Origin of the sequence: Achromobacter sp. UMC46 (genome assembly GCF_014170335.1) — a bacterium.
GTDB lineage: Bacteria > Pseudomonadota > Gammaproteobacteria > Burkholderiales > Burkholderiaceae_B > Achromobacter.
The window spans coordinates 1-25911 of the sequence record NZ_LZZS01000014.1; the positions used below are offsets into that span (position 1 = coordinate 1).

A 25911-nucleotide genomic window follows, 5' to 3' on the forward strand; every position below is an offset into this window, starting at 1 on the left:
CGTCGAGACCGCGCCCGCGCCGACGGATACGTCGGCCGCCGAAGCGTCGGCCGCCGATGCGTCGGCCCCCGAAGCCCCCGCCGCCGCGGACAAGCCCGCCTCGGCCGAACCGATGCCGGCGCGCGAAGCCAGCAGCACCACGTCCGCGCCCGCCCCCACGCAAGCCGCGCCGCATTCGTCGTCGGCTCTCGTCATCACCAAGCCGCTGCGCTCCGGCCAGCGCGTCTACGCGCGCCACACGGACCTGGTCGTGATCGGCATGGTCAGCCAAGGCGCGGAAGTCATCGCCGACGGCAACGTGCACGTCTATGGACCCTTGCGCGGCAAGGCCATGGCCGGCGCGCGCGGCGACACGTCGGCGCGGATCTTCACCACGCATCTGGACGCGGAGCTGCTTGCCGTGGCCGGCGTGTATCGCGTGGTGGAAGACAAACTGGACCGGACGCTGCAAAACCAGCCGGCGTTGATTCGCCTGGACGGCGATACGCTGCGCATCGAAGCGCTGAAAGCCTGACGGGTTTTTTGCGCGGCGACGCGAACGTCTCAACACATTCTGTAAGAAGCCTTACATCGGCTTTTTGCTTTACGATAACGCGATTTATTCGAACATAAGGGTTTGATCGTCATGACACGCATTGTTGTGGTGACTTCCGGCAAAGGCGGCGTGGGTAAAACCACGACGAGCGCCAGTTTTTCTGCGGGCCTCGCGATGCGGGGCCACAAGACCGCTGTCATCGACTTCGATGTCGGCCTGCGCAATCTCGACCTCATCATGGGCTGCGAGCGTCGCGTGGTGTACGACTTCGTCAATGTGATCCAGGGCGAAGCCACCCTCAACCAGGCGCTGATCAAGGACAAGCAGCTTGAAAACCTGTTCATCCTGCCCGCCTCGCAAACGCGCGACAAAGACGCGCTGACGCAGGACGGCGTGGAAAAGGTCATCAACGACCTGAAGGAAATGGGCTTCGAATACATCGTCTGCGACTCGCCCGCCGGCATCGAGACGGGCGCGCTGATGGCGGCCTATTTCGCCGACGACGCGCTGGTCGTGACCAACCCGGAAGTCTCGTCGGTGCGCGACTCCGACCGCATCCTGGGCATCCTGGCCGCCAAATCCAAGCGGGCAGTGGACGGCGGCGAACCGGTGAAAGAATTCCTGCTGCTCACGCGCTACAACCCCAAGCGCGTCGTCGACGGCGAAATGCTGTCGCTGGGCGACATCGAGGACATCCTGCGCATCAAGCTGATCGGCGTCATCCCCGAATCGGAAGCGGTGCTGCAAGCGTCGAACCAGGGCTTGCCGGCCATCCACCTGAAAGAAACCGACGTTTCCGAGGCCTACAAGGACGTCGTGGCCCGTTACCTTGGCGAAGACAAGGCCCTGCGCTTTACCGACTACGAAAAGCCCGGTCTCCTGAAACGCCTGTTCGGAGGCAAGTAAGCAATGTCCTTCCTGTCGTTTCTGCTCGGTCAAAAGAAATCTTCCGCCTCCGTCGCCAAGGAACGGTTGCAGATCATCCTGGCCCACGAGCGGGGCCGCGGCGACTCGCCCGACTACCTGCCGCAGTTGCAGCAGGAACTTATCGCCGTGATCTCGAAGTACGTGAAGATCAACCCCGAAGACATCAAGGTGCACCTGGAACGCCAGGACACGCTGGAAGTGTTGGAAGTGAAGATCGAGATGCCGCAAAACGAAGCGCCCTGACCGCGCTTGCATCGCGACGATAAAAAAAACGCCTGGCGATGCCAGGCGTTTTGCTTTGGGCGCAGGGGCTTAGTGCTTGCCGACCTGGTCGCCAATCACGCCGCCGATCGCCGCTCCGCCCACCGTCCCCAGGACGCCGCCATTGGTGATCACGGCGCCTGCGACCCCGCCCAATGCGGCGCCGCCGACCGTACTCTTCTGACGATGGCTCATGCCGTCCCAGGACGAGCAACCCGCCATGGCGGCGGTCATGGCCAGTGCCACGCAGATTTTGGAAAGCGATGCGATTTTCATGGTGAGACTCCTATTCTTGTACCCCGGGGCCGCACCATGAACCAGACGCGAGCGCGCGGTCCCCTTTTTGGGTTTGGAACTGTCAGGATCTCAAAATACCGGTGCGGGCGGTGTGAGGTTTGCCCAGGAATTGTGTCAAACGGCGAGTGAATCTTTGCACGCCCCAGGGACAGTGTTGCAGCCCGTACCGGCTATTTGACCAGACGTAACACATCGCGGAAGCGCGGATGCTCGCAGGTCTCCATCCACTCGAAAATCGCCATTTCAGACGTGACGATTTCAGCGCCATGCGCACGCGCGCGGCGCAGCGCCGCATGGTGGTCGGAAGGCTTGCGGGAACCCGCCGCATCCGACACCAGTACAGCCTTGTAGCCCATGTCCGCCAAGCCGATCACGGTTTGCAGCACGCAAATGTGCGCCTCGCAGCCCGCCACCAGGATCGTCTTGCGCGCCGCCGGCAGCCACGCTTCGAAACCGGGTTCGCGCGCGGACGAGAAGTGCATTTTCTGGAACGTGGCCTGCACGACCTCGCGCAGCGGCTCCACCGTGACGCCCAGCATCTTGCTGTGGTGCTCGGTGGCGATCACCGGCACATCCAGCAGCCGCGCTGCCTGCGCGAGCTTGTGCGTGGTGTGCAGCACGGCCTCATGGTCATGAATGACCGGCATCAGCCGGCCCTGCATATCGACGATGAGGAGTGTGGAATCGGAAGCTTGCAGCAGCATTGGATATCTCCGGAAATCCTGCGGATAGCGTGTCGAGTCGAATCAGCGGCCGGGCCTGAGAACCTGCCGACGCAAAGTCAATGATATAGCGGCGGCTCGACGCACAGTTTCAAGTCCATGGCGACGGACCGTAGCCGCTTGTCCCGCGTCCACAGCGATGCGCCCGGAGTCAGCCGCGTGGACGCAAGCAGGTGCAAATCAACATAGCCAATTCCCTTGCCAGACAGTCTTTCGGCGTGGAGGAAATGCAGCGCCTCGTCGTGGCTCGCCCGCACGGCCTGCGGCAAGAGCGTCAGCGCGCCCAACACCAAGTCTCGCTTGTTCAGCGATCCAAGTGCCAGTTCGCCGACGATGAACGGATGCATCAGCACGTATTCATGGTTCAGTAACTTCACCAGCCGAGGCTCGCCGGCCGCCCCCAGATGATCAATCCAGATCGACGTATCAACCAGGATCATCGGACGTCCCGGTTTGCCGCCTGGGAGCCGGCTTCAGCTTGGTCGAGCTGCCGCCCAGTTTGGCCAGACGCTTGGCTGCCTCTTTCTGCACAAGATTGACCAGTGCTTGCTGCACGAGTGCCGACGTCTCCTGGATACCTGTATAGGTCCGCGCCTGCTCAAGCAATTCGTCATCCAGCGTCACCGTGGTTCGCATGTTGCTCTCGCCAGGAAGTGAATAAAAAAGTACATCATTTGATGCGTTTTTTGATTCTATCCCCGCAAAAAAATCCCAGCGCATCGGCTGGGATTTCTCAGACTGCTTTACGGGCCAAAGCTTACTTCAACGCCTTGTAGCGCAGGCGCTTGGGCTTGGCGCCCTCTTCGCCCAGGCGGCGCTTCTTGTCGGCTTCGTACTCTTGGTAGTTGCCGTCGAAGAACACCGCTTGCGAATCGCCTTCGAATGCCAGGATGTGGGTCGCGATGCGGTCCAGGAACCAGCGATCGTGGCTGATGACCATGACGCTGCCGGGGAACTCCAGCAGGGCGTCTTCCAGCGCGCGCAACGTTTCCACGTCGAGGTCGTTGGACGGTTCGTCCAGCAGCAGGACGTTGCCGCCGGCGATCAGCGTCTTGGCCATGTGCAGGCGGCCGCGTTCACCGCCGGACAGCTGGCCCACGACCTTGTTCTGGTCGCCGCCCTTGAAGTTGAAGCGGCCCAGATAGGCGCGCGACGACATTTCGAACTTGCCCACCGTGAGGATGTCGGCGCCGTCGGCCACCGCATCGAACACCGTCTTCTTGTCTTCCAGCGCATCGCGCGACTGGTCCACGTAGGCCAGCTTCACGGTCTGGCCGATGTTGACTTCGCCCGAATCCGGTTGCTCGCGGCCCGCGATCATGCGGAACAGCGTCGACTTACCGGCGCCGTTGGGGCCGATGATGCCGACGATGGCGCCCGGCGGCACCTTGAAGCTGAGGTTGTCGATCAGCAGGCGATCGCCGTAGGCCTTGCTGACATTGTTGAATTCAATGGCCTCGTTGCCCAGGCGCTCGCCCACCGGAATGAAGATTTCCTGGGTTTCGTTGCGCTTCTGGTATTCGTAGGACGACAGTTCCTCGAAGCGGGCCAGACGCGCCTTGGCCTTGGCCTGGCGGCCCTTCGGGTTCTGGCGCACCCACTCCAGTTCTTTCTTGATGGTCTTCTGGCGGGCGGATTCCGAGGACTCTTCCTGCTTCAGGCGGTCTTCCTTCTGCTCCAGCCACGAGCTGTAGTTGCCCTTCCACGGAATGCCGTAGCCGCGGTCCAGTTCCAGGATCCATTCGGCGGCGTTGTCCAGGAAGTAGCGATCGTGGGTCACGGCGACGACCGTGCCGGGGAACTTGTGCAGGAATTGCTCAAGCCACTCCACGCTTTCGGCGTCCAAGTGGTTGGTGGGCTCGTCCAGCAGCAGCATGTCGGGCTTGGACAGCAGCAGGCGGCACAGGGCCACGCGGCGCTTTTCACCACCCGACAGGTTGCCGACGATGGCGTCCCAGGGCGGCAGGCGCAGCGCGTCGGCGGCGATTTCCATCTGGTGTTCGATATCGTCCGAACCGCTGGAGGCGGCAGCCGAGATGATGGCTTCGAGTTCGGCCTGCTCGGCGGCCAGCGCGTCGAAATCGGCGTCCGGCTCGGCGTAGGCGGCGTAGACTTCGTCCAGGCGCTTCTTGGCGGTGACGACGGCGCCCAGGCCCTCTTCGACCGACTGGCGCACCGTGTGCTCGGGATTCAGTTGCGGTTCCTGCGGCAGATAGCCGATGTTCAGGCCCGGCATGGGAATGGCTTCGCCTTCGATCTCTTTATCGACGCCAGCCATGATCTTCAGCAGCGTCGACTTGCCCGAGCCGTTCAGGCCCAGCACGCCGATCTTGGCGCCAGGAAAAAACGAAAGCGAGATGTCACGCAGAATCTGCCGCTTGGGCGGCACGATCTTGCCGACGCGGTTCATGGTGTAGACGTATTGGGCCATGGGCTCGTATAAGGAAAGAAAGCTGATGAACCGTCGATTGTAGGCCGGAACCCTGACAGGCGCGCGTCAGGCCCCGGCGGAAGCGTTCAACCCGCCGCTTTGCCCGGGCGCAGCCCCAGCCGCGGGGTCCGCATTTGCGCCAGCATCACGCCCGCCAGCGCCAGCGCGCCGCCCACGATATGGAAGACGTGTGGCTTTTCGTCCAGGAAAACTGCCGCGATCGCCACCGTGCCCACCGGCATCAGGTTCAGGAAGATGCTGGCCCGGTTGGGCCCCAGGTGCTTCACGCCCTGCATCCACAGGAACGGCGCAAAGAGAGACGGGAAGACCGCGGCATACAGCACCAGCGGCACGTTGTCGGCATTCAGCGGCGACGGCGCGGCCATCAGGAAGGCCGGCAGCTGGAACAGCACGCCGAACGCCACCTGCACGTACAGCGACTGCCACGGCCCGACCGGCAGGCCCCAGCGGCGCAGCAGCACGCCATACAGCGCATAGGCCAGCGCAGCCAGCCCCATCAGCAGGTCGCCGGGGTTCGCGCCCACCGAGAGCAGGCGCGCCGGGTCCCCTTCGCCGATCAGCAAGGCCAGCCCGGCCAGCGACACCAGGCCGCCCAGCATCGCCATCACCGTGGGGCGCTGGCGCAGCACCACCGCGCCCACCGCGATGGTCAGCAGCGGGATCATGGCCGTGATGATGCCCATGTTGGTGGCCGTGGTGCTGGACGCCGCCACATAAGCCAGCCCCTGGTACAGCGCCATCCCCAACCCGCCCAGCACGGCGAACTTGGGCAGGTACGGCACGATGAGGCGGCGCTGCGCCCATACCCCCGGCAAGGCGAACGGCGTCAGCATCGCGCCGGCGATCGCCCAGCGGTAGAAGCCGATGACGGCGGGCGAGATCACGTCGGCGGCCATCTTGGTCACGATCATGTTGACCGACCAGATCAGGGCCGCCAGCAGGGGGAACAGCAGGTAGCGGGCGGGAATGTGGGGCGTGTCGCGCGTCATGGACGAGTCTTGCAGGGTAAGGACAGGCGGCCAGTGTAGGCGCTGTCCGAGACGGCGTATATAATGAAAAACAGACAAACTCGCACGAACTTCCGACATGGAACTGGCCGAACCCGCGCCCATCCTGGCCGGCCACCTGCCCTATCCGCTGGCCTGCCGCATCCTGCATTTCACGCCGCATTCCAGCATGCAGCGCCACAGCTCGCCCTGGGCGGAACTGAATTTCGCGCTGTCGGGCATCATGGAAATTGGCATCCACGGCGTCACCTACCTGTCGCCGCCACAATACGCCATCTGGATACCCCCGCATGTGGAGCACTGCTGCCAGAACGAAGGCGAAGTGCATTACGCCTGCATCGACATCCCGGCCGAGGCCTGCGCCGGCCTGCCCGATACGCCTTGCACGCTGGAGATCAGCGCCATCACGCGCGCAGTCCTGGCCGACTTCGAACGGCGCGGCATCCGCTATCCGGCCACGCCCGAAGACCGGCGCCTGGCGCAGATCGTCATCGACCAGCTGCGCCAGGCCCGTGCTTACGCCAGCTACCTGCCGTCAAGCACCGATCCGGTGCTGGCCCCCATTCTGTCGGCGCTGCAGCGCAGCCCCGGCGACAAGCGCGGCGCCGCCCACTGGGCCGCCAGCGCGGGCATCACCGAGCGCACGCTGCTGCGCCATTGCCAGCAGCACCTGGGCATGTCGTTCAACGACTGGCGCCAGCGCCTGCGCGTGGTCTCGGCCCTGGGCATGCTGGACGCGGGCCGCCCCGTGCAAGCGGTGGCCCGCGAACTGGGCTACAGCACGCCGTCCGCCTTCATCGCCATGTTCCAGCGCCTGACCGGCGAATCCCCCGACAGCGCCCGCAGACGCAGCGCCGCAGCCCCCGCCTGACGACGCTGACGGCGTCGTCATCCAAGCGTCCGATGCATTGCAACGCCGATCGCGCGACAATAACGCCTCACCTCATGTATCTTGCCGTGCCGTCGCGGCTTCATCGCGCCCAGGAATCCTCTTCATGTCCGCCTCTGCCACCCCTCCCGCCTCCGTGACCCGCTTCAGCACATCCGAACTGGACATGCTGGCCAAGACCGCCGACGCGCTCAGCGCCTATCTGGGCAAGCCCGTCCTGGCCGAAGTGATCCTGGGCGACGAAGGCACCGAATGGGTCACCTACGGCGTGCCGCTGGACGAAAACGCCAAAGCCGAAGAAGACCAGACCCACGTCCAGCTAGGCGGCCCCGGCGCCCGCATCCTGGGCAACCGCGGCGGCCTGCCCCACGCCGACGACGACTCCTACGACTGCCTCTACCTCTGGGCCGTCCAGATTTCCATGAACGAAGGCGAACGCTTCGTCAAACTGGACCACGACGGCGAAGAATCCGCCTGGTCCGACAGCCTGGAAGACGTGCTGCCCTTCGCCCTGACGGAAGCACCGCAACCGGAGCCGACCGAGGACGAGGAAGAAGACGAGGATGAAGACGACGAAGACGACGAAGACGACGACACGCCCTACGAGCGCGTGGAAGAGCCGCGCCATTGATTTGATGCAGCCCGGCGCCGCCGGGTGACGGGTTGCGCGCGATAGTCGCCAGCGCCACGGCAAAGGCAGATCAAACCGAGATCCGCCCCTCCTCCACGGCATGGCAAGCCACCACCGACACCCCCGCCAATCGGGCCACGGGCGCCTCCGCCCGGCACCGGTCATTCACATGCGGACAGCGTGGATGAAACGTGCACCCTGACGGCGGATTCAGCGGATTCGGCACTTCCCCGGCCACCGCGGTGCGCGGCTTGCCCGCCCCGTTGATATCCGGAATCGCCTCCAGCAGCATCCGCGTATACGGATGCCGCGGCCGCGCGAACAACTCGTCGCGCGGCGCCACCTCCACCATCCGCCCCAGATACATCACCCCCACCCGGTCGGCCACGTGATGCACCACCGCCAGATTGTGGGAAATGAACAAGTACGTCAGCCCAAGCTTGCGCTGCAGATCCTTCATCAGGTTCAGCACCTGCGCCTGCACCGACACGTCCAGCGCCGACGTCGGCTCATCGCACACCAGGAATTCCGGATTCACCGCCAAGGCCCGCGCAATGGATATGCGCTGACGCTGGCCGCCCGAAAACTGATGCGGATAGCGCCCCTGGTCCGCCGGGTCCAGACCGACCTGCTTGAGCAGTTCGCTGACCCGCGCCACGCGCTCGTCCGGCGTCATCTGCGTATGCGTCAACATCGGCTCCGCGATGATGCGGCCCACGCGCCAGCGCGGATTCAAGCTGGCATAGGGATCCTGGAAGATCATCTGCAACCGCTTGCGCAAGGCCCGGCCGCCAGGCTCCGACATGCGCGACAGCGGCTGCCCGTCGAAACGGATATCGCCGCGCGTCAGGCCATACAAGCCCACCAGCATCCGCGCGACCGTCGATTTTCCACAGCCTGATTCGCCCACCAGCGCCAGCGTTTCGCCCCGGGCGATCTCGAACGACACGCCGTCCACCGCCCGCAGCATCACTTTCGGCTTGCCCGCCAGCTTGCGTTCCAACCACGGCGGCGACACATCGAACCAGCGCGCCGCGTCCTTCACTTCCACCAGGGGCGCGCTCATGCTGCCTCCTCCGATCTTTTGCCGCCAGGCTGCCCCAAGGCAGAGGCATCCCCGTCATGCAACCAACAGGCCGCGCGGGACGTGCCCGCCGGCAGCAACTCGGGACGCTCCACCGCGCATCGCGGCAAACGCTGCCCGCAACGCGGATTGAACGCACAGCCCGCCGGAATCGCATTCAGGCGCGGCATGCTGCCGTCGATCTGAACGAGGCGGTCCCGATGGCCTTCCAGCGACGGGATCGACCCCATCAGGCCCGACGTATAGGGATGGCGCGGCTTGTGGATCACGTCCGCCACCGGGCCGATCTCGGCCACGCGGCCCGCATACATCACCGCGACGCGGTCGGCAGTTTCCGCGATCACGCCCATATCGTGCGTGATCAGCATCACCGCCGTGCCGTGTTCGCGGCACAGGCGCTTGAGCAGTTCGATGATCTGCGCCTGGATGGACACGTCCAGCGCGGCGGTCGGCTCGTCGGCCACCACCAGCTTGGGTTCGGCCGCCAGCGCCAGCGCGATCACCACGCGTTGCCGCATGCCGCCCGAGAACTGATGCGGATAGTGGTCGATGCGCTCGCGCGATGCCGGGATGCCGGTGGACGCCAGCAGATCGACGGCGCGGTTGCGCGCCTGCGACCACGTCATGTCCAGGTGCGTGACGATGGTCTCCGCCAACTGCCGGCCCACCGTGTACAACGGATTCAAGGACGTGAGCGGGTCCTGGAACACCGCGCCGATTTCGCGGCCGCGCACGCGGCGCATCTGCTCGTCGGGCAGGTTGTCGATGCGGCGGCCGGCCAGCAGGATCTCGCCTGCGGCAATGCGCCCGGGCGGCTCCAGCAGGCCGATGATGGACGCGCCGGTCAGCGATTTGCCGGCGCCCGATTCCCCCACCACGCCCAGGACTTCGCCCGCCTGGATGGAAAAGGACACGTCGTCCAAGGCGCGTAGCGTGCCGCGGCGCGTGGGGAACTCCACGCGCAGATTGCGGACTTCTAGAAGTGCGCTCATGGTTACCTCAATTCAGCCGCGGGTTGAGCGCATCGCGCAGCCAGTCACCCAGAAGGTTGACCGACAGCACCAGCAGCACCAGCGCCGCGCCCGGGAAAATGGTGATCCACCATTCGCCGGAAAACAGGAAATCGTTGCCGATGCGGATCAGCGTGCCCAGCGACGGCGCCGTCGGCGGCACCCCCACCCCCAGGAACGACAGCGTCGCCTCGGTGATGATGGCGGTGGCCAGGTGCACCGTGGCCAGCACCAGCACCGGCCCCAGCACATTGGGCAGCACATGGCGGAACATGATCACGGGCGACGCCACGCCGATCACGCGCGCAGCCTGCACGTATTCGCGGTTCTTCTCCACCAGCGTGGAGCCGCGGACCGTGCGCGCATACTGCGGCCAGCCGGCAAGCGCGATGGCGCCGATCAGCACCGGGAAGGCGATCAGCTCATGCATCTCGCGCGGGACGGCGGCACGCGCCACCCCGTCGATCAGCAACGCGATCAGGATCGCGGGGAACGACAGCTGCACGTCGGCGATCCGCATGATGAACGCATCGATGCGCCCGCCCGCATAACCCGAAATCAGCCCCAGCACGATGCCGATCAGCATGGACAGCACCACCGACGCCAGACCGATCAGCAGCGACACGCGGGTGCCGTACAGGATGGCCGAATACAGGTCCCGGCCCTGGCTGTCGGTGCCCAGCAGATAGGTCTGCTGGCCGTTGGCCTCCCAGGCGGGCGGCAGCAACGCGTCCAGCAATTCCACCGTGGTCAGGTCGAAGGGGTTGTGCGGCGCGACCCAGCCGGCTCCGAACGAGCCGATCAGCAGCGTCGCCAGCATCAAAGTCGCCACGATGGCCACGGGCGCCCGGCGCCAGGCCCAGGCAAGGTCGCTGTCCCACCAGCGTTTCAGTACGGCGCGCATCAGTGAGCTCCCCCGGCACGGGTCATGCCCGAACGCAAGCGCGGGTCCACGACGAAATACAGAAGATCGACGATCAGGTTGATCACCACGAACACCAGCGCGATCAGGCACAGGTACGCGGCCATGACCGGCACGTCGGCGAATTGGACCGCCTGGATGAACAGCAGGCCCATGCCCGGCCACTGGAACACGGTCTCGGTGACGATGGCGAAGGCGATGATGCCGCCCAGCTGCAGGCCGGTGATCGTGATGACCGGCACCATCGTGTTCTTCAGCGCATGGCCGAAGTGGATGGCGCGGCGCTTCAGGCCACGGGCGCGCGCGAACTTGATGTAGTCCGAACGCAGCACTTCCAGCATTTCCGAGCGCACGAGGCGCAGCACCAGCGTCATCTGGAAGAGCGACAAGGTGATGGACGGCAGGATCAGGTGCTTCCAGCCGGTGGCCGTGAAGAGGCCCGACGTCCACCAGCCCACGCTGACGGTATCGCCGCGCCCGTAGCTGGGCAGCCAGCCCAACTGCACGGAGAACACCAGGATCAGCAGGATGCCGATCAGGAAGGTGGGCAGCGACACGCCCAGCAGGGAGCCCGCCAGCAGCATCTGGGACACCAGGCTGTTGCGCTTGAGCGCCGTGTACACGCCCAGCGGCACGCCCACGACCAGCGCCAGCAAGGCCGCCACCATGGACAGTTCCAGCGTGGCCGGCAGGCGGGATTTCAGCAAGGTGGAGACCGGTTCGCTCTGCCGCAGGGAGATGCCGAAATTGCCCTGCGCGGCGTTGACCACGAAATGGCCGAATTGAACGATGGCGGGCTCGTTCAGCCCCAGGCGTTCACGCAGCTCGATGCGTTCGGCATCGGTGGCGTCCTGCCCCAGCATGATGGTGACAGGGTCGCCGACGTATTGAAAAAGCACGAAGGCCAGTAGCGCGACGGTGAGCATCACCGCTACGGCCTGCAACAGGCGACGCAGTATGAAAGCAAACATAGGCGGGAAAAACCAAAAGCAAAACGGCGGGAGCCGGGTAGGCTCCACGCCGTCTGGTTAGCCGGGATCAGTCAACCTTGACCCAGTCGGCAACAAGGCGATTGTCGGCGCGGTGGATGACCGTGACGTTCTTGCGCATCGCCCAGGGGATGACCTGGTCATGCAGCGGGATGTGGCCGAAGTCCTTGGCATGCCCTTGCAGCACGGTGATGATGTCGGCGTCGCGCTTGGCCGGATCGGTTTCGGTCTTGATGCGATCGATGATCACGTCAAGTTCCTTGTTGCTGTAGCCGCCCAGGTTGTACATGCCGTCCGCGCCTTCGCCCTTGGTGCGGATCAGGTTCTGCAAGGAGTACATGGCGTCGAACGTGGGCACGCCCCAGCCGAACAGGAAGGCGCTGGTGTCGAACGACTGCACCTTCGGGAAGTACGTGGAACGCGGCATGGCGTTCATCGTGGCCTTCACGCCGACCTTGGCCCACATGCCGACCACGGCCTGACAGATGGCCTCGTCGTTGATGTAGCGGTTGTTCGGGCAGTCCAGCGTGAAGTTCAAGGTGCCGTCGTAGCCGGCGTCCTTCAGCAGCGCGCGGGACTTCTCGGGATCGTAGGGCACGCGCTTGTGCACCGATTCCGCCCAGCCGTGCACCTGCGGCGCGATCATCGTGCCGGTCGGCGCGGACAGCCCGCGCATCACGGCGCGCTTGATGGCGTCCACGTCGATGGCGCGGTACAGCGCTTCTCGCACGCGGATGTCCTGGAACGGGTTCTTGCCCTTGATGTTCGAGTATTGGAGTTCCGGACGCTTCTGGTCCAGGCCCAGGTAGATGGTGCGGTATTCGTTGCCTTCCACCACCTTTTGCGACTGGCGCAGGCGCTCCAGATCCTGGGCGGCCGGGTCCAGCACGAAGTCGATCTCGCCCGACAGCAGCGCGGCAGTGCGGGTGGCGTTCTGCTTGATCGGCGTGAACACCACTTCGGTCACGTTGCCGACCTTGCCGGCCTTGTTCCACCAGTCCTTGTTCTCTTCAAAGACCGTACGCACGTCCACTTCGCGCGACTTCAGCTTGTAGGGGCCGGTGCCGTTGGTGTTGCGCGCGCCGTAGGTCTCTTCTTTGTTGACGTAGTCCTGCGGCTTGGCGATGTTGTTCTTTTCCGACCAGGCCTTGTTCATGATGAACACGTTGGTCAGCTGGCGCAGCAGCACGGGGTTGGGCGCCGACGTCTCGATCTCGATCGTCAGGTCGTCGACCTTGCGCGCTTCCTTGATGCCCGTGGTGTAGGCCTTGTAGTTCGACGTGGGCGCCATGGCGCGGTGGATCGAGAAGACCGCATCGTCCGCCGTGAAGGCGGCGCCGTCATGGAACTTCACGCCCGGGCGCAGCTTGAAGCGGTAGAGGGTGGGCGACAGCTGTTCCCACTCCGTCGCCAGGCGCGGCACCACCTTGAACGTCTTGTCGTAGTCCACCAGCGGTTCGTAGATGTAGCTGTTGGCGGCGATCGTCATGCCTTCGTTCTGCGAATGCGGATCGAAAGTAAGGATGTCGCCCTGGGCAGCCCAGCGGAAGGACTTGGCCTGCCCGATCGAGGGCACAGCCACGGCGGCGGCGATCGCGATAGCAATCAAGGTGCGGCGCATAGGGGTTAACTCCTGACATTAGTCTGAATACCGGCGCGAGTGTGCCTACGCGCCAGACCCCCGTCAATTCAGGGTTTATGCGTACCGGAGACGGTTTTTATAGAGGGGAAGTAATGAGGGACATATATGCTTGTAACAAAATAATTGAAGCGAACACTGTTCGAATGCGCGCTTGCAACGGACTTACTCGTCCGCGTCGATCGGCAGTTCAAGTGGCACATGCTCCGTCATCAGCACGCCCAGCATCTCGATCAGCAGCGCGGCCCGCTCCTCGCCGAAAGGCGCCAGCACCGCTTTCTGGTGCTGCAGCGCCTGTTCGCACAAGGCGGCGATCAGGTGGGTGCCCTTGGTAGTGATGCAGACACGCGTCTGGCGGCGGTCCGCGCGCACGCCGGTGCGCGCCACCAGCCCTTCGGCCTCCATGCGCTGCACCACCTTGCTCAAGGTGGGCTGCTTGGTGATAGCCAGAACCGCCAGCGTGCCGATGGTTTCGCCGGGGCTGCCTTCCAGGCTGGCCAGCACCCGCCATTCGGTCACCGACAACCCCGCCGCCTTCACCTGCAGATGGAATTCGGCCGAAATGCGCTGGCTGGCCTGCGCCAGCAGATAGGCCAGATAGCCATCGACGAAACGCGGCCCCGCCGCGCCCCGACCTGTCAGAAGCGTGTCCCGCTGCTTGTCCAACCGCATGTTGCTTTGCTCCCACGCACCGAATTCATATTTGGCCGATGGCCCAAAAGCGCATTGCACCACGACGGCGCAACCCCGCGCCATGATGGGCCGCAATGCTGTTGCGCAGCACAGGGTATACCCCGAATCGCAACCCGTTTTTGCACCATGACGGCGCTGAAATGCCGCCATGGAACTAGAGAACAACCAGTATATACACCCTTGTTTTAGCGTGATATTTTTTGATTTCCATGAAATTTCATCTTTTTTGTTGACAGCTAAAACGTTGACTCCTAAAGTATTTTTCAGATGAAAGTTTCGTGACGTGGTGATGCTGCAAAGCAGCAAGGCTTGAGGACCGGCATGCCGGCCCGCACAGGAGTTCGAGATGGCTGAAAGGTCTTTCAAGAAAGAAGTCCAGCAGTTGCGCATCGGCGAAGGCGAAGAGTTTCGCGGCGAGGGCATTCTTGCCGTCACGAAAGGGCTGCTGCAATCCGGCGTGGGCTATGTGGCGGGCTACCAGGGGTCGCCGATCTCGCACTTGATGGACGTGCTGGCCGACGCCAACGACATCCTGCAGGAATTGGGCGTGCACTTCGAGGCCAGCGCCTCGGAAGCCACCGCCGCCGCCACGCTGGCCGCCTCCGTCATGTACCCGATCCGCGGCGCCGTCACCTGGAAATCCACCGTGGGCACCAACGTCGCCTCCGACGCGCTGGCCAACCTGGCCTCCGGCGGCGTCACGGGCGGCGCGCTGGTCATCGTGGGCGAAGACTACGGCGAAGGCTCGTCCATCATGCAGGAACGCTCGCACGCGTTCGCCATGAAGTCGCAGATCTGGCTGCTGGACCCGCGCCCCAACCTGGAAAGCATGGTCCGGGCCGTGGAAGACGGCTTCGAATTGTCGGAAGCCAGCAAGACGCCCGTCATGCTGCAGCTGCGCATCCGCGGCTGCCACGTGCATGGCCGCTTCATCGCCAAGGAAAACAAGCGGCCCGCCTTCTCGCTGGCCGAAGCGCTGGAAAACCCGGCGCGCGACACCAGCCGCATCGTGCTGCCGCCCGCCTCGTTCCTGCACGAACAGGAAAAGATCAAAGACCGCTGGCCCGCGGCCATCCGATACATCAAGGAACACAAGCTCAACGAGCACTTCGACGGCGACCAGCAGGACATCGGGCTGATCCTGCAGGGTGGCCTGTACAACGGCGTCATCCGTTCGCTGCAGCTGCTGGGCCTGGCCGACAACTTCGGCAACAGCCGCATCCCACTGTATGTCATGAACGTGACCTATCCCGTCATCGAAGACGAGGTCATCGATTTCTGCCGCGACAAGCGCGCCGTGCTGCTGCTGGAAGAAGGCCAGCCCGACTACATCGAACAGAACCTGCACGCGGTGCTTCGCAAAGCTGGCGTCGACACCCACCTGTCCGGCAAGGACGTGCTGCCGATGGCCGGGGAATACACCACCCAGGTCATGCGCGACGGCGTGCGCGAATTCCTGAAGCGCCATCGCCCCGAATCGCTCCAGACGCACCCTGCCGTGGCGGCGGACGCCGAAGCCGGCGCGCGCCAGCTGGAAATCACCGAAGTCTCGCGCCCCAAGGCGCCCAAAGCGGCCACGCCCGCCGAACAGCCCATCACTTTCCACAAGCAGGTCGACGGCCTGGCGTCGGTGGTACCGCCGCGCCCCGCCGGCTTCTGTACGGGCTGTCCGGAACGCCCCATCTTTTCCGCGCTGACGCTGGCGCAGGAAAAGCTCGGCCAGCACCATATCTCCTGTGATATCGGCTGCCACCTGTTTTCCATCCTGCCGCCCTTCAACCTGGGCGCCACCACCATGGGCTACGGCCTGGGCGCCTCCAGCGCGGCGGCCTTCAACGTGCCCGCCGCCAAGCGCCCGATCTCGATCATGGGCGATGGCGGCTTCTGGCATAACGGCTTGTCGTCGGGCATCGGCAACGCGGTGTTCAACAAGTACGACGGCGTCATCGTCATCGTCGACAACTTCTACGCGTCGGCCACCGGCGGCCAGGACATCCTGTCGTCGCGCGCCGAGAACCCCGACCGTTCCACCAACAATCCCATCGACCATGCCGTGCGCGGCGTGGGCGTGAAATGGGTGCGCACGCTGGACCACACGTATGACGTCGCACGCGTGCGCGCCACGATCGAAGAGGCGCTGACCACTGACATCAAGGGGCCCAAGGTCATCATCGCGCAGTCCGAATGCATGCTGAACAAGCAGCGCCGCATCAAACCGCTGTTCAACAAGGCGGTCAAGGAAGGCAAACGCGTCGTGAAGGAACGCTTCGGCGTGGACCCCGACGTGTGCACGGGCGACCACGCCTGCATCCGACTGTCGGGCTGCCCCTCGCTGTCGGTGAAAGACAGCGGCGACCCCTTGAAGGAAGACCCCGTGGCGCATGTGGAAAGCAGCTGCGTCGGCTGCGGCAATTGCGGCGAAGTCGCCCATGCCGCCGTGCTGTGCCCGTCTTTCTACCGCGCCGACATCGTGCACAACCCGACGGGTAGCGACCGCTTCCTGGCCCGCATGCGCGGCGCGGTCATCGGTTTCCTGCAACGCCGCCGCGCGGCGCGCCTGGCCCAATACGCCCTGTAAGGAAGACAGCTTCATGAACCCGGTGGCACTGCAACAAGGCAACCCGATCAAGATCGCCATCCTGGCCATGGGCGGCCAGGGCGGCGGCGTTTTGGCCGACTGGATCGTCGACATGGCCGAACACGCCGGCTGGTGGGCGCAAACGACGTCGGTGCCGGGCGTGGCCCAGCGCACCGGCGCCACGATCTATTACCTGGAACTGCTGCCCGAGGCCGACGTGCAGCGCGCCGGCCGCGCGCCCGCGCTGGCGCTGATGCCCACGCCGGGCGATGTGGACCTGGTGGTGGCCGCGGAACTCATGGAAGGCGGGCGCGCCATCCAGCGCGGCCTGGTCACGCCGGAACGCACGGTGCTGCTGTCTTCGTCGCATCGCAGCTACGCCGTCAGCGAAAAGTCCGCCCCGGGCAACGGCATCGCCGATCCCAACAAGGTGCTGGAGGCCGGCCGCGCCGCCGCCAAGCGCTTCCTGTGCTTCGACCTGCAAGACCTGGCGGACCGCGCCGGCAGCGTCATCAGCGCCAGCCTGTTCGGCGCCGTCGCCGGCAGCGGCGCCCTGCCCTTTTCGCGCGAAGACTATGAGGCCACCGTGCGCCGCGCCGGCCTGGGCGTGGACGCCAGCCTGCGCGCCTTCGCGCTGGGCTTCGACGCGGCCCGCGACGCGCCCGCGCAACCCGCCGCCATCGACCTGGCGCGCCCGGTCCCCGACGTGCCCGACCGCGCCGCCAGCCCCAAGGCGCAGGGGCTGCTGGACACCATCAAGCGCGACTTCCCCGCCTGTGCGCAGCCGATGCTGACGGCCGGCGTGCGCCGCCAGCTGGAATTCCAGGACGCCGCCTACGCCGCCGACTACCTGCGCCGCATGAAGGCGCTGCGCGACCTGGACGCCCAATATGGCGGCGACGCCCGGCAGTGGGCGCTGACCTGTGCCGCCGCCCGCTACGTGGCCACGGCCATGGCCTACGACGACGTGATCCGCGTGGCCGATCTGAAGACGCGCGGCACGCGTTTCGACCGCGTGCGCCGCGAAGTGGGCGCGCGCCCCGAACAACTGGTCATGACGACCGACTACATGCACCCCCGGCTGGAAGAGATCTGCGGCACGCTGCCCACGCGGCTGGGCCGTTGGCTGGAAGGCTCCAGGGCGTTCGGCGGCTTCGTCGAACGCCGGCTGGGCAAAGGGCGGCTGATGCAAAGCAGCACGTTAAGCGGCTTCCTGATGCTGTATTCACTGGCCGGCATGCGGCGCTTCCGCCGCAGCACCTTGCGCCATCAGATCGAATCCGCCGGCCTTGAACAATGGCTGGAGCTGGTCGCGCGCCTGACGCCGCAGGACTATGCGCTGGCGGTAGAGACCGTCAACTGCCGCCGCCTGGTCAAGGGCTATAGCGACACGCACGTGCGCGGCGGCGGCAAGTACCGCCAACTGCTCGCCGCGGCCACGCAACTGGTGGGCCGCCCCGATGCCGCCGACACCTTGCGCGCGCTGCGCGACACCGCGCTGGCCGACGAGAAGTGCGGCCCCATGGAACGCCAGCTAGCCGAAAAACTGGCCGCCTGACAAGAACACCGAACGAGACAAACGCCGTGCAGACACTCAAACTGATCGTCCGGGAAGTCCGGCAAGAGTCGCCGCTGATCCGGTCCTTCCGCCTGGCCCGCGAAGACGCCGGCCCGTTGCCCGCCTTCGGGCCCGGCGCGCACCTGAAAGTGACGGTGCCCGGCCTGCGCGACCCGCGCTGCTATTCGCTGGTGCAGCTGGCGCCCGAGGCCGGGCAGTTCGCCCAGCCCGTGGAGTACCGCTTGGGCGTGCGGCTGGAAGCATCCAGCCAGGGCGGGTCCCGCCACATGCATGCGCTGGCGGAAGGCGACGTGCTGACCGTCGAAGGCCCGAAGAACGATTTTCCGCTGCATGAATCGCCTGCCGGCGACGACCCCGTGGTGCTGATCGCGGGCGGTATCGGCATCACCCCGGTGGCGTCCATGGCCGCGGCGCTGAAAGCCGCCGGCCGCGCCTTCCATCTGCACTACTGCGGCCGCAGCAAGGACCAGTTGGCCTTCCTGCCCGAACTCGATGCCCTGGCGGGCGGCGACCTGACCGTGCATGCCGACGACGACCCGTCATGCCGCTTGGACCTGCACGCGCTGCTGGCGTCGGCCTCGCCGCGCCAGCATCTGTACGTCTGTGGGCCCAAGGGCCTGATCGACGCCGTCATCCACGAAGCGCGCGCGCGCCACTGGCCCGACGCCCATATCCATTTCGAACTGTTCGTCACCGCCGCCCCGCAGGCCGGCGACCAGGCGTTCGACGTCGAACTGCGCCAATCGGGCCGCACGCTGACCATCCCCGCCGACAAGACCATCGTCGACGTCATGGAGGAAGAAGGCTGCGACCCGATGTACGACTGCAAGCGCGGCGAGTGCGGGGTCTGCCAGGCCACGGTGCTGGAAGGCGAACCCGACCATCGCGACTATTACCTTTCGGACACGGAAAAGGCCAGCGGCAAGATCATCCAGATCTGCATCTCGCGCGCGAAATCGGCGCGCCTCGTGCTGGACCTTTAAGGCTGGACAAGGAAGCGACCATGGCCAAATACCGCGACAACCCCGACGCCATCCGCGCCCTGCTGCGCGACACGGAAGTCCACAAGGACCTGTTCATCGACCAGGAACTGTTCGACCTGGAGATGGAACGCCTGTACGCCAACACCTGGGTCTTTGTCGGCCACGACAGCCAGGTGCCGAACCCGGGCGACTACATCACCACCACGGTCGGCAACCAGCCCGTGGTGATGGTCCGGCACAGCGACAAGAGCGTGCGCGTGCTGCACAACCGCTGCCCGCACAAGGGCACGATGGTGGCGGGCGAAGCCTGCGGCAACACCGGCAAGTTCTTCCGCTGCCCCTACCACGCCTGGACCTTCAAGACGGACGGCAGCCTGCTGTCGATCCCGCTGAAGAAAGGCTACGAAAACACCGGGCTCGAGAACTGCGAAGCCAGCCAGGGCATGGCGGCCGTCAAGGACGTGAAGAACCATCGCGGTTTCGTGTTCTGCCGCCTGAACCCGGAAGGCCAGTCGTTCGAGGACTTCTTCGGTGAATCGCTGTCTACCCTGGACAACATGGTCGACCGCTCGCCCGAAGGCCGGCTGGAAGTCGCCGGCGGCGTGCTGCGCTACATGCATCGCTGCAACTGGAAGATGCTGGTCGACAACCAGACCGACACCTGCCATCCCATGGTGGCGCACGAATCGTCGGCCGGCACGGCGGTGAAGGTCTGGGAACAGGCGCCGGAAGGCACGCCCAAGCCGATGGCCGTGGAACTGTTCGCGCCCTTCATCTCGCCCTACGAGTTCTTCGAGAACATGGGCATCCGCGTGTGGGAGAACGGCCACGGGCACACCGGCGTATCGGACTCCATCCACGCGTCCTATTCCGGCGTGCCGGGCTATTGGGAGGCGATGGTCTCAGCCTACGGCGAGGAACGCGCCAAGCAGATCCTGGGCGACGTCCGCCACAACACCGTGTACTTCCCCAACATCATGGTGAAAGGCCCGATCCAGACGCTGCGGATCTTCAAGCCCGTCTCCGCCGACCGCACGCTGGTGGAATCGTGGACGTTCCGCCTCGTCGGCGCGCCCGACCTGCTGCTTGAGCGCACGCTCATGTACAACCGGCTGATCAACGCGCCCACCTCGGTCGTCGGTCATGACGACCTGGAAATGTACGAACGCGCGCAGGACGGCCTGAATTCCCGCGCACGCGACTGGGTGAACGTCGGCCGGCTGTACACGCCGGGCGAAGCCGGCCAGAAGAACGTGACCACCAACGGCACCAACGAATGGCAGATGCGCAACCAGTACCGCGCGTGGGGCCGTTACATGACCGGACCGGAGTCGGTATGAGCGCAAGCGACCGCGAGTTGATCGATTTTGTCTACACCGAGGCGCGCCTGCTGGACGAATTGCGCTTCGAGGACTGGCTGGACCTGTACACCGAAGACGGCTACTACTGGATGCCGCTGACGCACGGCCAGACCGACCCGAAGCTGCACGCTTCGCTGATGTACGAAGACAAGCTGCTGCTGCGCGTGCGCGTGGAACGGCTGGCCGGCCAGCGCACGTTTTCGCAGCAGCCGAAAAGCCGGTGCCATCACCTGCTGCAGGCGCCCACGGTCGAACACGGCCATCCCGAGGCCGCGCCCGGCGAGGGCCGGCATGTCGTGCGCACCGCCTTCCACTATGTCGAAACCCGTCAGGACGCGCAGACGCTGTACGCGGGCTGGACCACGCATCACCTGGTAGAACAGGACGGCGCACTGCGCATCCGCTTGAAACGCGTTGACCTCGTCAACTGCGATGCCGCCTTCGGCAATATCCAATTGTTCATGTAGGAGCGGCTTGTGAGCACCACGGTCCATCAGGCTTTCCGCGACACCGCGCAGCGACACGGCGCCCAGCCCTTCCTGTGCATCCTGCCGGAAACGGCCGGCATCTACGGCATCGAGGCGGGCGAGCTTTCCTACGCCAAGGCGGCGGATGCCATCGAATCGCTGCGCGCCGCCTATGAACGCGCGGGCTACGGGCACGGCCACCGCGCCGGCCTGCTGCTGGAGAACCGCCCGTCGTTCTTCCTGCACTGGTTCGCGTTGAATGCGCTGGGCGTGTCGGTCGTGCCGATCAACCCCGACCTGCGCGCCGCCGAACTGGAATACCTGACGGGCCATTCCGAGATCGCGCTGGCCGTCGCCTTGCCCGAACGCCACGCCGATCTGCTGGCGGCCGCCGCCCGCGCGGACCGCCCCTTGCGCGTGATGGGCCCGGACGACGTGCCGCCCGCCGCGCCTTTCGCGCCGCCGCTGGGTGACGCCGCGCCGACCGAACTGAGCGAATGCGCGCTGCTCTACACGTCGGGCACCACCGGCCGCCCCAAGGGTTGCATCCTGCCCAACCGCTACTTCCTGCACGCGGGCGGCTGGTACGCCCGCATCGGCGGACTGGCCGCGTTGCGGCCCGGCCAGGAACGCATGCTGACCCCGCTGCCGCTTGTCCACATGAACGCGATGGCGTATTCGGCCATGGCCATGGTGCTGACGGGCGGCTGCCTGATTCCGCTGGACCGCTTCCACCCCAAGACCTGGTGGAGCAGCGTGCGGGAATCCGGCGCCACCGTCCTGCATTACCTGGGCGTCATGCCCGCCATCCTGATGAAGGCGCCGCCGTCGGGCACCGACCTGCAACCCGCCATCCGCTTCGGGTTCGGCGCAGGCGTGGACCGCAAGCTGCACGCGCCGTTTGAAGCGCGCTTCGGCTTCCCGCTGCTGGAAGCGTGGGCCATGACCGAAACCGGGGCTGGGGCCGTCATCATCGCCAACCAGGAGCCGCGCCACATCGGCACCAGCAGCTTCGGCCGCGAGGAAGACGACGTGGACGTGCGCATCGTGACCGACGCCGGCCAGCCGGCCGCCGCGGGCGAGCACGGCGAATTGCTGGTGCGCCACGCCGGCGGCGACCCCCGCTACGGCTTCTTCGCCGGTTACCTGAAAGACGAGGCCGCCACCGCCGAAGCCTGGCAGGACGGCTGGTTCCATACCGGCGACATCGTGCGCCGCGAGGAAGACGGCGCGCTGCGTTTCGTCGACCGCAAGAAGAACGTGATCCGCCGCAGCGGAGAGAACATTTCGGCCGTGGAAGTGGAAAGCGTGCTGATGCAGCACCCGCTGGTCAAGGCCGTGGCGGTCGCCGCCGTGCCCGATCCCGTGCGCGGCGACGAGGTGCTGGCCTGCGTGGTGCCCGAATCCCTGCCGGCGGACGCCGCCGCCATGGCGGAGGCCGCGCGCGGCATCGTGCAGTGGTGCCTGGAACAGCTGGCGTACTACAAGGCGCCCGGGTACGTGGCCTTTGTGGACAGCCTGCCGCTGACCACCACCAACAAGATCCAGCGCGGCGAGATGAAGGCGCTGGCGCCGACGTTGCCCGGCACCGCCAGTTGCGTGGACACGACCGGCATGAAAAAGCGCCAGGAGGCGCCGCGATGAGCCGCCTGGGCTATGACGGCATCGTGGCGGCCCTGCCCGTCACGATCCCGTACGAACGCTACTCCACGCACGCCGCCCACTGGTGGCTGGGACGCGCGCTGGGCGCGCTGATCCGGCAGGCGGGCGTGGCCAAGGCCGATGTCGACGGCCTGTGCGTGTCCAGTTTCACGCTCGCGCCCGACACGGCAGTGGGCCTGGTCCAGCATCTGGGCATGAGCCCGCGCTGGCTGGACCACATCCCCATGGGCGGCGCCAGCGGCGTGGCGGCCCTGCGCCGCGCGGCTCGCGCCGTGCAGGCCGGCGACGCGAACATCGTGGCCTGCATCGCGGGCGACACCAACCATGTGGATTCCTTCCGCAACACGGTCAGCCAGTTCTCGCGCTTCGCGCAGGACGCCGTCTACCCCTATGGCGCGGGCGGACCGAACGCCAGTTTCGCGCTGCTGACCGCGAACTACATGCGCGCGACCGGCGCTACGCGCGAAGACTTCGGCAAGCTGTGCGTGGCGCAGCGCGACAACGCGCTGCGCTATCCGCACGCGCTGATGAAAAAGCCGCTGAGCTTGCAGCAATACCTGGACGCGCGGGTCATCACCGACCCGATCCACCTGTTCGACTGCGTGATGCCCTGCGCGGGCGCCGATGCCTTCCTGGTAATGCGTGAAGAACAGGCCCGCGCGCTGAACCTGCCGTATGCCCGCATCCTGTCCACCATCGAACGGCACAACGCCTGGATCGACGATCCGATCCAGACGCGCGGCGGCTGGACCCTGGACATCGACGAACTCTACGGCCAGGCCGGCGCCACGCCCGCCGACATGGACTTCCTGCAAGCCTATGACGACTACCCCGTCATCAACCTGATGCAGATCGAAGACCTGGGTTTCTGCGAAAAAGGCGCCGCGCCGGAATTCGTCCGCGACAACACCTTCACCGTCGACGGCAGCTTCCCCTTCAACACCAACGGCGGCCAGCTGTCGGTGGGCCAGGCGGGCGCGGCGGGCGGCTATCTGGGCATGGTCGAGGCGCTGCGCCAGCTTGCCGGCACGGCCGGTGGCACCCAGGTGGCCGATGCCCGCATCGGCATGGTCAGCGGCTTCGGCATGATCAATTACGACCGCGGGCTGTGCACCGCCGCGGCCATTCTGGCCAGGAGCGACGCATGACCGAGCCGCTAGCCAAGCCGCCCCGGAAGAACCCGGTTGCGCGCACCCGCCAGCCCACGCTGCCGCCCGGCTGGCGCAGCCGCAGCGCGTTGGGGTTGACCGCCGCCGCCGCCGAGGGCCGCTTCGACCTGCAGACCTGCGCCGACTGCGGCGCGGTCCAGTACCCGCCCCGCGAGGTCTGCGGCCATTGCCTGTCCGAGCACCTGCCGTGGCGCCCGGCCGATCCCAACGGCGTGCTGCTGGTCAGCACCGTCCTGCACCACAGTAACGACCTGTACTTCCGCGAACGCCTGCCGTGGCGCGTGGGCACCGTGCGCATGGACGCCGGCCCCTCCGTCGTGGCCCACGTCCACCAGGACTGCGCCGACGGCGCGCGCGTGCGGCTGACGCTGAAACTGGACCGCGGCGGTCAGGCCGTGATGATCGCCCTGCCAGAAAGGAATACCCCGAACATGGAAGACGACAAGACCTTGCGCGAGACCTCGTGCGATCCGAAGTTCCGCCGCGCGCTGGTCACGGACGGCAAGTCCGCGGTCGGCCAGGCGGTGGCGCGCGCCCTGCTGGACGCGGGCTGCCCGGCCGTGTTCCTGGGCGATCCCCAGACCTGGAAGCGCGACGACGCCTTCGACGCCCTGGCCGCCGACCCGCGCGTGCAGACCGTCGCGCTGGACGTCACCGACACCGATTCGGTCGAACGCGTCGCCGCTTCGATCGGCGGCAAGGTCGAGATCCTGGTGAACACCGCCGATCTGGAACGTGAAGGCGGCCTGCTCGGCCGCAAGGACGTAAACACCGCGCGCGACGCCATGGACGTGAACGTGCTGGGCCTGATGCGGCTGGCGCAATGCTTCGGCCCGGCGCTGTGCGGCCGCGCCGCCGACGGGGTGAACAGCGCGACCGCCTGGGTCAACGTGCTGTCCATCTACGCGCACATGAACCTGCCGGCGCGCGGCATGTGGTCGGCATCCAAGGCCGCCGCGCTGTCGCTGGCCCAATGCCTGCGCGCCGAAATGCGCGGCGCGGGGGTGCGGGTGGTGAACGTGTTCCCCGGCCCCGTGGACCACGAATGGGAACAACGCACGCCCCCGCCGCGCGTGGCGCCCGCCGCAATCGCCGCCGCCATCGTGCGCGCGCTGAAGGACGGCATTGAAGACGTGTACGTCGGCGACGTCGCGCAGGAATTCCGCGCCCGGCTGGCCGAGAACCCCAAGGGACTGGAACGGGAACTGGGCGCCTGACGGCCCCTTTCCCGATAACGCACGAACCAAGAGGAACAACAGCATGAGCCAGAACATTCTTGCCCAATTCATGTCGGAACTCGTGTCGGGCCGCATCGGCCTGGTGGACCTGACCGAAACACTGACGCCGGAATTCCCCACCATCGTGCTGCCGCCGGAATTCGGCCAGGCATGGCCGTTCCGCATGGAAGAGATTTCGCGCTACGACGAACGCGGCCCGGCCTGGTACTGGAACAACTTCTCGTGCTCGGAACACACGGGCACGCACTTCGACGCGCCGGCCCACTGGGTCACGGGCAAGGACCAGCCCGACAACACCGTGGACACGATCCCCATCGAGTCTTTCATCGCCAGCGCCTCTGTCATCGACTGTTCCGCCGAAGCCCGCGACAACCCGGACTTCCTGTTGACCATCGACTTCGTGAAGAAGTGGGAAGAGACGCACGGCCGCATCCCGGCACGCTCTTGGGTGCTGATGCGCACCGACTGGTCCAAGCGCGCCAAACCCGCCGAATACCTGAACATGCAGGCGGACGGCGCGCACTCGCCCGGCCCCGACGCCGACGTCGTGCCGTGGCTGATCAAGGAACGCGACGTACACGGCTTCGGCACCGAATCCGTCGGCACCGACGCCGGGCAGGCCCATCACCTGAATCCGCCCTACCCCTGCCACTACTACATGCACGGCAACAACCGCTACGGCCTGCAGTGCCTGACGAACCTGGATCAACTGCCGCCCACCGGCGCGGTGATCTTCTCGGCGCCGCTCAAGATCCGCAGCGGCTCGGGCAGCCCCCTGCGCGTGCTGGCGCTGGCGCCCAAGGCCTGACCGGCCGC

General features: G+C 65.9%; 26 protein-coding genes. 14 read left to right on the forward strand and 12 right to left on the reverse strand.

Annotation, left to right across the window (positions count from 1 at the left end):
* The 3 genes from minC to minE form a co-directional block, all read left to right on the forward strand.
* Positions 1 to 514: septum site-determining protein MinC (minC, locus tag A9973_RS13320; RefSeq protein ID WP_255469150.1), on the forward strand; the 514-nt coding region annotated here is incomplete at its 5' end.
* Positions 515 to 625: 111 nt separating this feature from the next.
* Positions 626 to 1441: a septum site-determining protein MinD gene (minD, locus tag A9973_RS13325; RefSeq protein WP_183014240.1), complete on the forward strand. Its 816-nt coding sequence runs from the start codon at positions 626 to 628 to the stop codon at positions 1439 to 1441.
* Between the two features lie 3 nt (positions 1442 to 1444).
* Positions 1445 to 1705, forward strand: a complete 261-nt coding sequence (gene minE / locus A9973_RS13330; protein WP_006226437.1) for a cell division topological specificity factor MinE — start codon at positions 1445 to 1447, stop codon at positions 1703 to 1705.
* A gap of 69 nt (positions 1706 to 1774) precedes the next feature.
* Here the strand turns inward: minE and A9973_RS13335 are convergent, their stop codons facing one another.
* The 6 genes from A9973_RS13335 to A9973_RS13360 form a co-directional block, all read right to left on the reverse strand.
* Positions 1775 to 1999: a glycine zipper 2TM domain-containing protein gene (locus tag A9973_RS13335; RefSeq protein ID WP_039882797.1), complete on the reverse strand. Its 225-nt coding sequence runs from the start codon at positions 1997 to 1999 to the stop codon at positions 1775 to 1777.
* A gap of 191 nt (positions 2000 to 2190) precedes the next feature.
* Positions 2191 to 2724 carry an isochorismatase family protein gene (locus tag A9973_RS13340; protein WP_183014241.1) on the reverse strand — a complete coding sequence of 178 codons (534 nt, stop codon included), beginning with the start codon at positions 2722 to 2724 and terminating at the stop codon, positions 2191 to 2193.
* Positions 2725 to 2801: 77 nt separating this feature from the next.
* Positions 2802 to 3182, reverse strand: a complete 381-nt coding sequence (locus A9973_RS13345; RefSeq protein WP_183014242.1) for a type II toxin-antitoxin system VapC family toxin — start codon at positions 3180 to 3182, stop codon at positions 2802 to 2804.
* Complete coding sequence (locus A9973_RS13350; protein WP_255469151.1) at positions 3169 to 3462, reverse strand: type II toxin-antitoxin system VapB family antitoxin; 294 nt, start codon at positions 3460 to 3462, stop codon at positions 3169 to 3171. Before A9973_RS13350 ends, A9973_RS13345 begins: the two co-directional genes overlap by 14 nt.
* Before the next feature lie 37 nt (positions 3463 to 3499).
* Positions 3500 to 5173: an energy-dependent translational throttle protein EttA gene (gene ettA, locus A9973_RS13355; RefSeq protein ID WP_183014243.1), complete on the reverse strand. Its 1674-nt coding sequence runs from the start codon at positions 5171 to 5173 to the stop codon at positions 3500 to 3502.
* A gap of 86 nt (positions 5174 to 5259) precedes the next feature.
* Positions 5260 to 6183 (reverse strand): DMT family transporter, encoded by a 924-nt coding sequence (locus A9973_RS13360; RefSeq protein ID WP_183014244.1) that lies wholly within the window; start codon positions 6181 to 6183, stop codon positions 5260 to 5262.
* Between the two features lie 97 nt (positions 6184 to 6280).
* Here A9973_RS13360 and A9973_RS13365 point away from each other — a divergent pair, with 97 nt between their 5' ends.
* Positions 6281 to 7072 (forward strand): helix-turn-helix transcriptional regulator, encoded by a 792-nt coding sequence (locus A9973_RS13365; protein ID WP_183014245.1) that lies wholly within the window; start codon positions 6281 to 6283, stop codon positions 7070 to 7072.
* A 124-nt stretch (positions 7073 to 7196) separates the two neighbouring features.
* The gene (locus tag A9973_RS13370) at positions 7197 to 7721 is read left to right on the forward strand and encodes a hypothetical protein (protein ID WP_183014246.1); all 525 of its coding nucleotides are present in this window, start codon (positions 7197 to 7199) and stop codon (positions 7719 to 7721) included.
* 70 nt (positions 7722 to 7791) lie between these two features.
* Here the strand turns inward: A9973_RS13370 and A9973_RS13375 are convergent, their stop codons facing one another.
* The 6 genes from A9973_RS13375 to A9973_RS13400 form a co-directional block, all read right to left on the reverse strand.
* Entirely contained in the window at positions 7792 to 8787 is a 996-nt protein-coding gene (locus A9973_RS13375) for an ABC transporter ATP-binding protein (protein WP_183014247.1), read from the reverse strand.
* Positions 8784 to 9797: an ABC transporter ATP-binding protein gene (locus tag A9973_RS13380; protein WP_183014248.1), complete on the reverse strand. Its 1014-nt coding sequence runs from the start codon at positions 9795 to 9797 to the stop codon at positions 8784 to 8786. Before A9973_RS13380 ends, A9973_RS13375 begins: the two co-directional genes overlap by 4 nt.
* Positions 9798 to 9804: 7 nt before the next feature.
* Positions 9805 to 10719 (reverse strand): ABC transporter permease, encoded by a 915-nt coding sequence (locus tag A9973_RS13385; protein WP_183014249.1) that lies wholly within the window; start codon positions 10717 to 10719, stop codon positions 9805 to 9807.
* A complete protein-coding gene (locus A9973_RS13390; protein WP_183014250.1) occupies positions 10719 to 11708 on the reverse strand; it encodes an ABC transporter permease in 990 nt (329 codons plus the stop codon). Before A9973_RS13390 ends, A9973_RS13385 begins: the two co-directional genes overlap by 1 nt.
* 67 nt (positions 11709 to 11775) lie before the next feature.
* Complete coding sequence (locus A9973_RS13395) at positions 11776 to 13347, reverse strand: ABC transporter substrate-binding protein (RefSeq protein ID WP_183014251.1); 1572 nt, start codon at positions 13345 to 13347, stop codon at positions 11776 to 11778.
* A 183-nt stretch (positions 13348 to 13530) separates the two neighbouring features.
* Positions 13531 to 14037: a MarR family winged helix-turn-helix transcriptional regulator gene (locus A9973_RS13400; RefSeq protein ID WP_183014252.1), complete on the reverse strand. Its 507-nt coding sequence runs from the start codon at positions 14035 to 14037 to the stop codon at positions 13531 to 13533.
* Positions 14038 to 14404: 367 nt separating this feature from the next.
* Here A9973_RS13400 and A9973_RS13405 point away from each other — a divergent pair, with 367 nt between their 5' ends.
* From A9973_RS13405 to A9973_RS13445, 9 genes are read left to right on the forward strand one after another with little or no spacing between them, the layout of a single operon-like run.
* Positions 14405 to 16636 (forward strand): indolepyruvate ferredoxin oxidoreductase subunit alpha, encoded by a 2232-nt coding sequence (locus A9973_RS13405; protein WP_183014253.1) that lies wholly within the window; start codon positions 14405 to 14407, stop codon positions 16634 to 16636.
* Positions 16637 to 16649: 13 nt separating this feature from the next.
* On the forward strand, positions 16650 to 18194 hold the full coding sequence (locus tag A9973_RS13410) for an indolepyruvate oxidoreductase subunit beta family protein (protein WP_183014254.1): 1545 nt from the start codon (positions 16650 to 16652) through the stop codon (positions 18192 to 18194).
* Positions 18195 to 18220: 26 nt separating this feature from the next.
* Positions 18221 to 19198, forward strand: a complete 978-nt coding sequence (locus A9973_RS13415; protein ID WP_183014255.1) for a PDR/VanB family oxidoreductase — start codon at positions 18221 to 18223, stop codon at positions 19196 to 19198.
* A gap of 20 nt (positions 19199 to 19218) precedes the next feature.
* Positions 19219 to 20538: an aromatic ring-hydroxylating dioxygenase subunit alpha gene (locus A9973_RS13420; protein WP_183014256.1), complete on the forward strand. Its 1320-nt coding sequence runs from the start codon at positions 19219 to 19221 to the stop codon at positions 20536 to 20538.
* A complete protein-coding gene (locus A9973_RS13425; protein ID WP_183014257.1) occupies positions 20535 to 21026 on the forward strand; it encodes an aromatic-ring-hydroxylating dioxygenase subunit beta in 492 nt (163 codons plus the stop codon). The genes A9973_RS13420 and A9973_RS13425 overlap by 4 nt, the downstream gene beginning before the upstream one ends.
* A 9-nt stretch (positions 21027 to 21035) precedes the next feature.
* Positions 21036 to 22670 carry an AMP-binding protein gene (locus A9973_RS13430; RefSeq protein ID WP_183014258.1) on the forward strand — a complete coding sequence of 545 codons (1635 nt, stop codon included), beginning with the start codon at positions 21036 to 21038 and terminating at the stop codon, positions 22668 to 22670.
* On the forward strand, positions 22667 to 23836 hold the full coding sequence (locus tag A9973_RS13435) for a thiolase family protein (RefSeq protein ID WP_183014259.1): 1170 nt from the start codon (positions 22667 to 22669) through the stop codon (positions 23834 to 23836). Before A9973_RS13430 ends, A9973_RS13435 begins: the two co-directional genes overlap by 4 nt.
* Complete coding sequence (locus A9973_RS13440) at positions 23833 to 25074, forward strand: SDR family NAD(P)-dependent oxidoreductase (RefSeq protein WP_183014260.1); 1242 nt, start codon at positions 23833 to 23835, stop codon at positions 25072 to 25074. The genes A9973_RS13435 and A9973_RS13440 overlap by 4 nt, the downstream gene beginning before the upstream one ends.
* A gap of 43 nt (positions 25075 to 25117) precedes the next feature.
* Positions 25118 to 25903: a cyclase family protein gene (locus tag A9973_RS13445; RefSeq protein ID WP_183014261.1), complete on the forward strand. Its 786-nt coding sequence runs from the start codon at positions 25118 to 25120 to the stop codon at positions 25901 to 25903.
* Positions 25904 to 25911 lie beyond the last annotated feature (8 nt).

Excerpts from the sequence above, each read along its gene's own strand:
- minD (WP_183014240.1), top strand. The coding sequence starts at position 626 with ATGACACGCATTGTTGTGGTGACTTCCGGCAAAGGCGGCGTGGGTAAA.
- minE (WP_006226437.1), top strand. The coding sequence starts at position 1,445 with ATGTCCTTCCTGTCGTTTCTGCTCGGTCAAAAGAAATCTTCCGCCTCC.
- A9973_RS13335 (WP_039882797.1), bottom strand. The coding sequence starts at position 1,999 with ATGAAAATCGCATCGCTTTCCAAAATCTGCGTGGCACTGGCCATGACC.
- A9973_RS13340 (WP_183014241.1), bottom strand. The coding sequence starts at position 2,724 with ATGCTGCTGCAAGCTTCCGATTCCACACTCCTCATCGTCGATATGCAG.
- A9973_RS13345 (WP_183014242.1), bottom strand. The coding sequence starts at position 3,182 with ATGATCCTGGTTGATACGTCGATCTGGATTGATCATCTGGGGGCGGCC.
- A9973_RS13350 (WP_255469151.1), bottom strand. The coding sequence starts at position 3,462 with ATGCGCTGGGATTTTTTTGCGGGGATAGAATCAAAAAACGCATCAAAT.
- ettA (WP_183014243.1), bottom strand. The coding sequence starts at position 5,173 with ATGGCCCAATACGTCTACACCATGAACCGCGTCGGCAAGATCGTGCCG.
- A9973_RS13360 (WP_183014244.1), bottom strand. The coding sequence starts at position 6,183 with ATGACGCGCGACACGCCCCACATTCCCGCCCGCTACCTGCTGTTCCCC.
- A9973_RS13365 (WP_183014245.1), top strand. The coding sequence starts at position 6,281 with ATGGAACTGGCCGAACCCGCGCCCATCCTGGCCGGCCACCTGCCCTAT.
- A9973_RS13370 (WP_183014246.1), top strand. The coding sequence starts at position 7,197 with ATGTCCGCCTCTGCCACCCCTCCCGCCTCCGTGACCCGCTTCAGCACA.
- A9973_RS13375 (WP_183014247.1), bottom strand. The coding sequence starts at position 8,787 with ATGAGCGCGCCCCTGGTGGAAGTGAAGGACGCGGCGCGCTGGTTCGAT.
- A9973_RS13380 (WP_183014248.1), bottom strand. The coding sequence starts at position 9,797 with ATGAGCGCACTTCTAGAAGTCCGCAATCTGCGCGTGGAGTTCCCCACG.
- A9973_RS13385 (WP_183014249.1), bottom strand. The coding sequence starts at position 10,719 with ATGCGCGCCGTACTGAAACGCTGGTGGGACAGCGACCTTGCCTGGGCC.
- A9973_RS13390 (WP_183014250.1), bottom strand. The coding sequence starts at position 11,708 with ATGTTTGCTTTCATACTGCGTCGCCTGTTGCAGGCCGTAGCGGTGATG.
- A9973_RS13395 (WP_183014251.1), bottom strand. The coding sequence starts at position 13,347 with ATGCGCCGCACCTTGATTGCTATCGCGATCGCCGCCGCCGTGGCTGTG.
- A9973_RS13400 (WP_183014252.1), bottom strand. The coding sequence starts at position 14,037 with ATGCGGTTGGACAAGCAGCGGGACACGCTTCTGACAGGTCGGGGCGCG.
- A9973_RS13405 (WP_183014253.1), top strand. The coding sequence starts at position 14,405 with ATGGCTGAAAGGTCTTTCAAGAAAGAAGTCCAGCAGTTGCGCATCGGC.
- A9973_RS13410 (WP_183014254.1), top strand. The coding sequence starts at position 16,650 with ATGAACCCGGTGGCACTGCAACAAGGCAACCCGATCAAGATCGCCATC.
- A9973_RS13420 (WP_183014256.1), top strand. The coding sequence starts at position 19,219 with ATGGCCAAATACCGCGACAACCCCGACGCCATCCGCGCCCTGCTGCGC.
- A9973_RS13425 (WP_183014257.1), top strand. The coding sequence starts at position 20,535 with ATGAGCGCAAGCGACCGCGAGTTGATCGATTTTGTCTACACCGAGGCG.
- A9973_RS13435 (WP_183014259.1), top strand. The coding sequence starts at position 22,667 with ATGAGCCGCCTGGGCTATGACGGCATCGTGGCGGCCCTGCCCGTCACG.
- A9973_RS13440 (WP_183014260.1), top strand. The coding sequence starts at position 23,833 with ATGACCGAGCCGCTAGCCAAGCCGCCCCGGAAGAACCCGGTTGCGCGC.
- A9973_RS13445 (WP_183014261.1), top strand. The coding sequence starts at position 25,118 with ATGAGCCAGAACATTCTTGCCCAATTCATGTCGGAACTCGTGTCGGGC.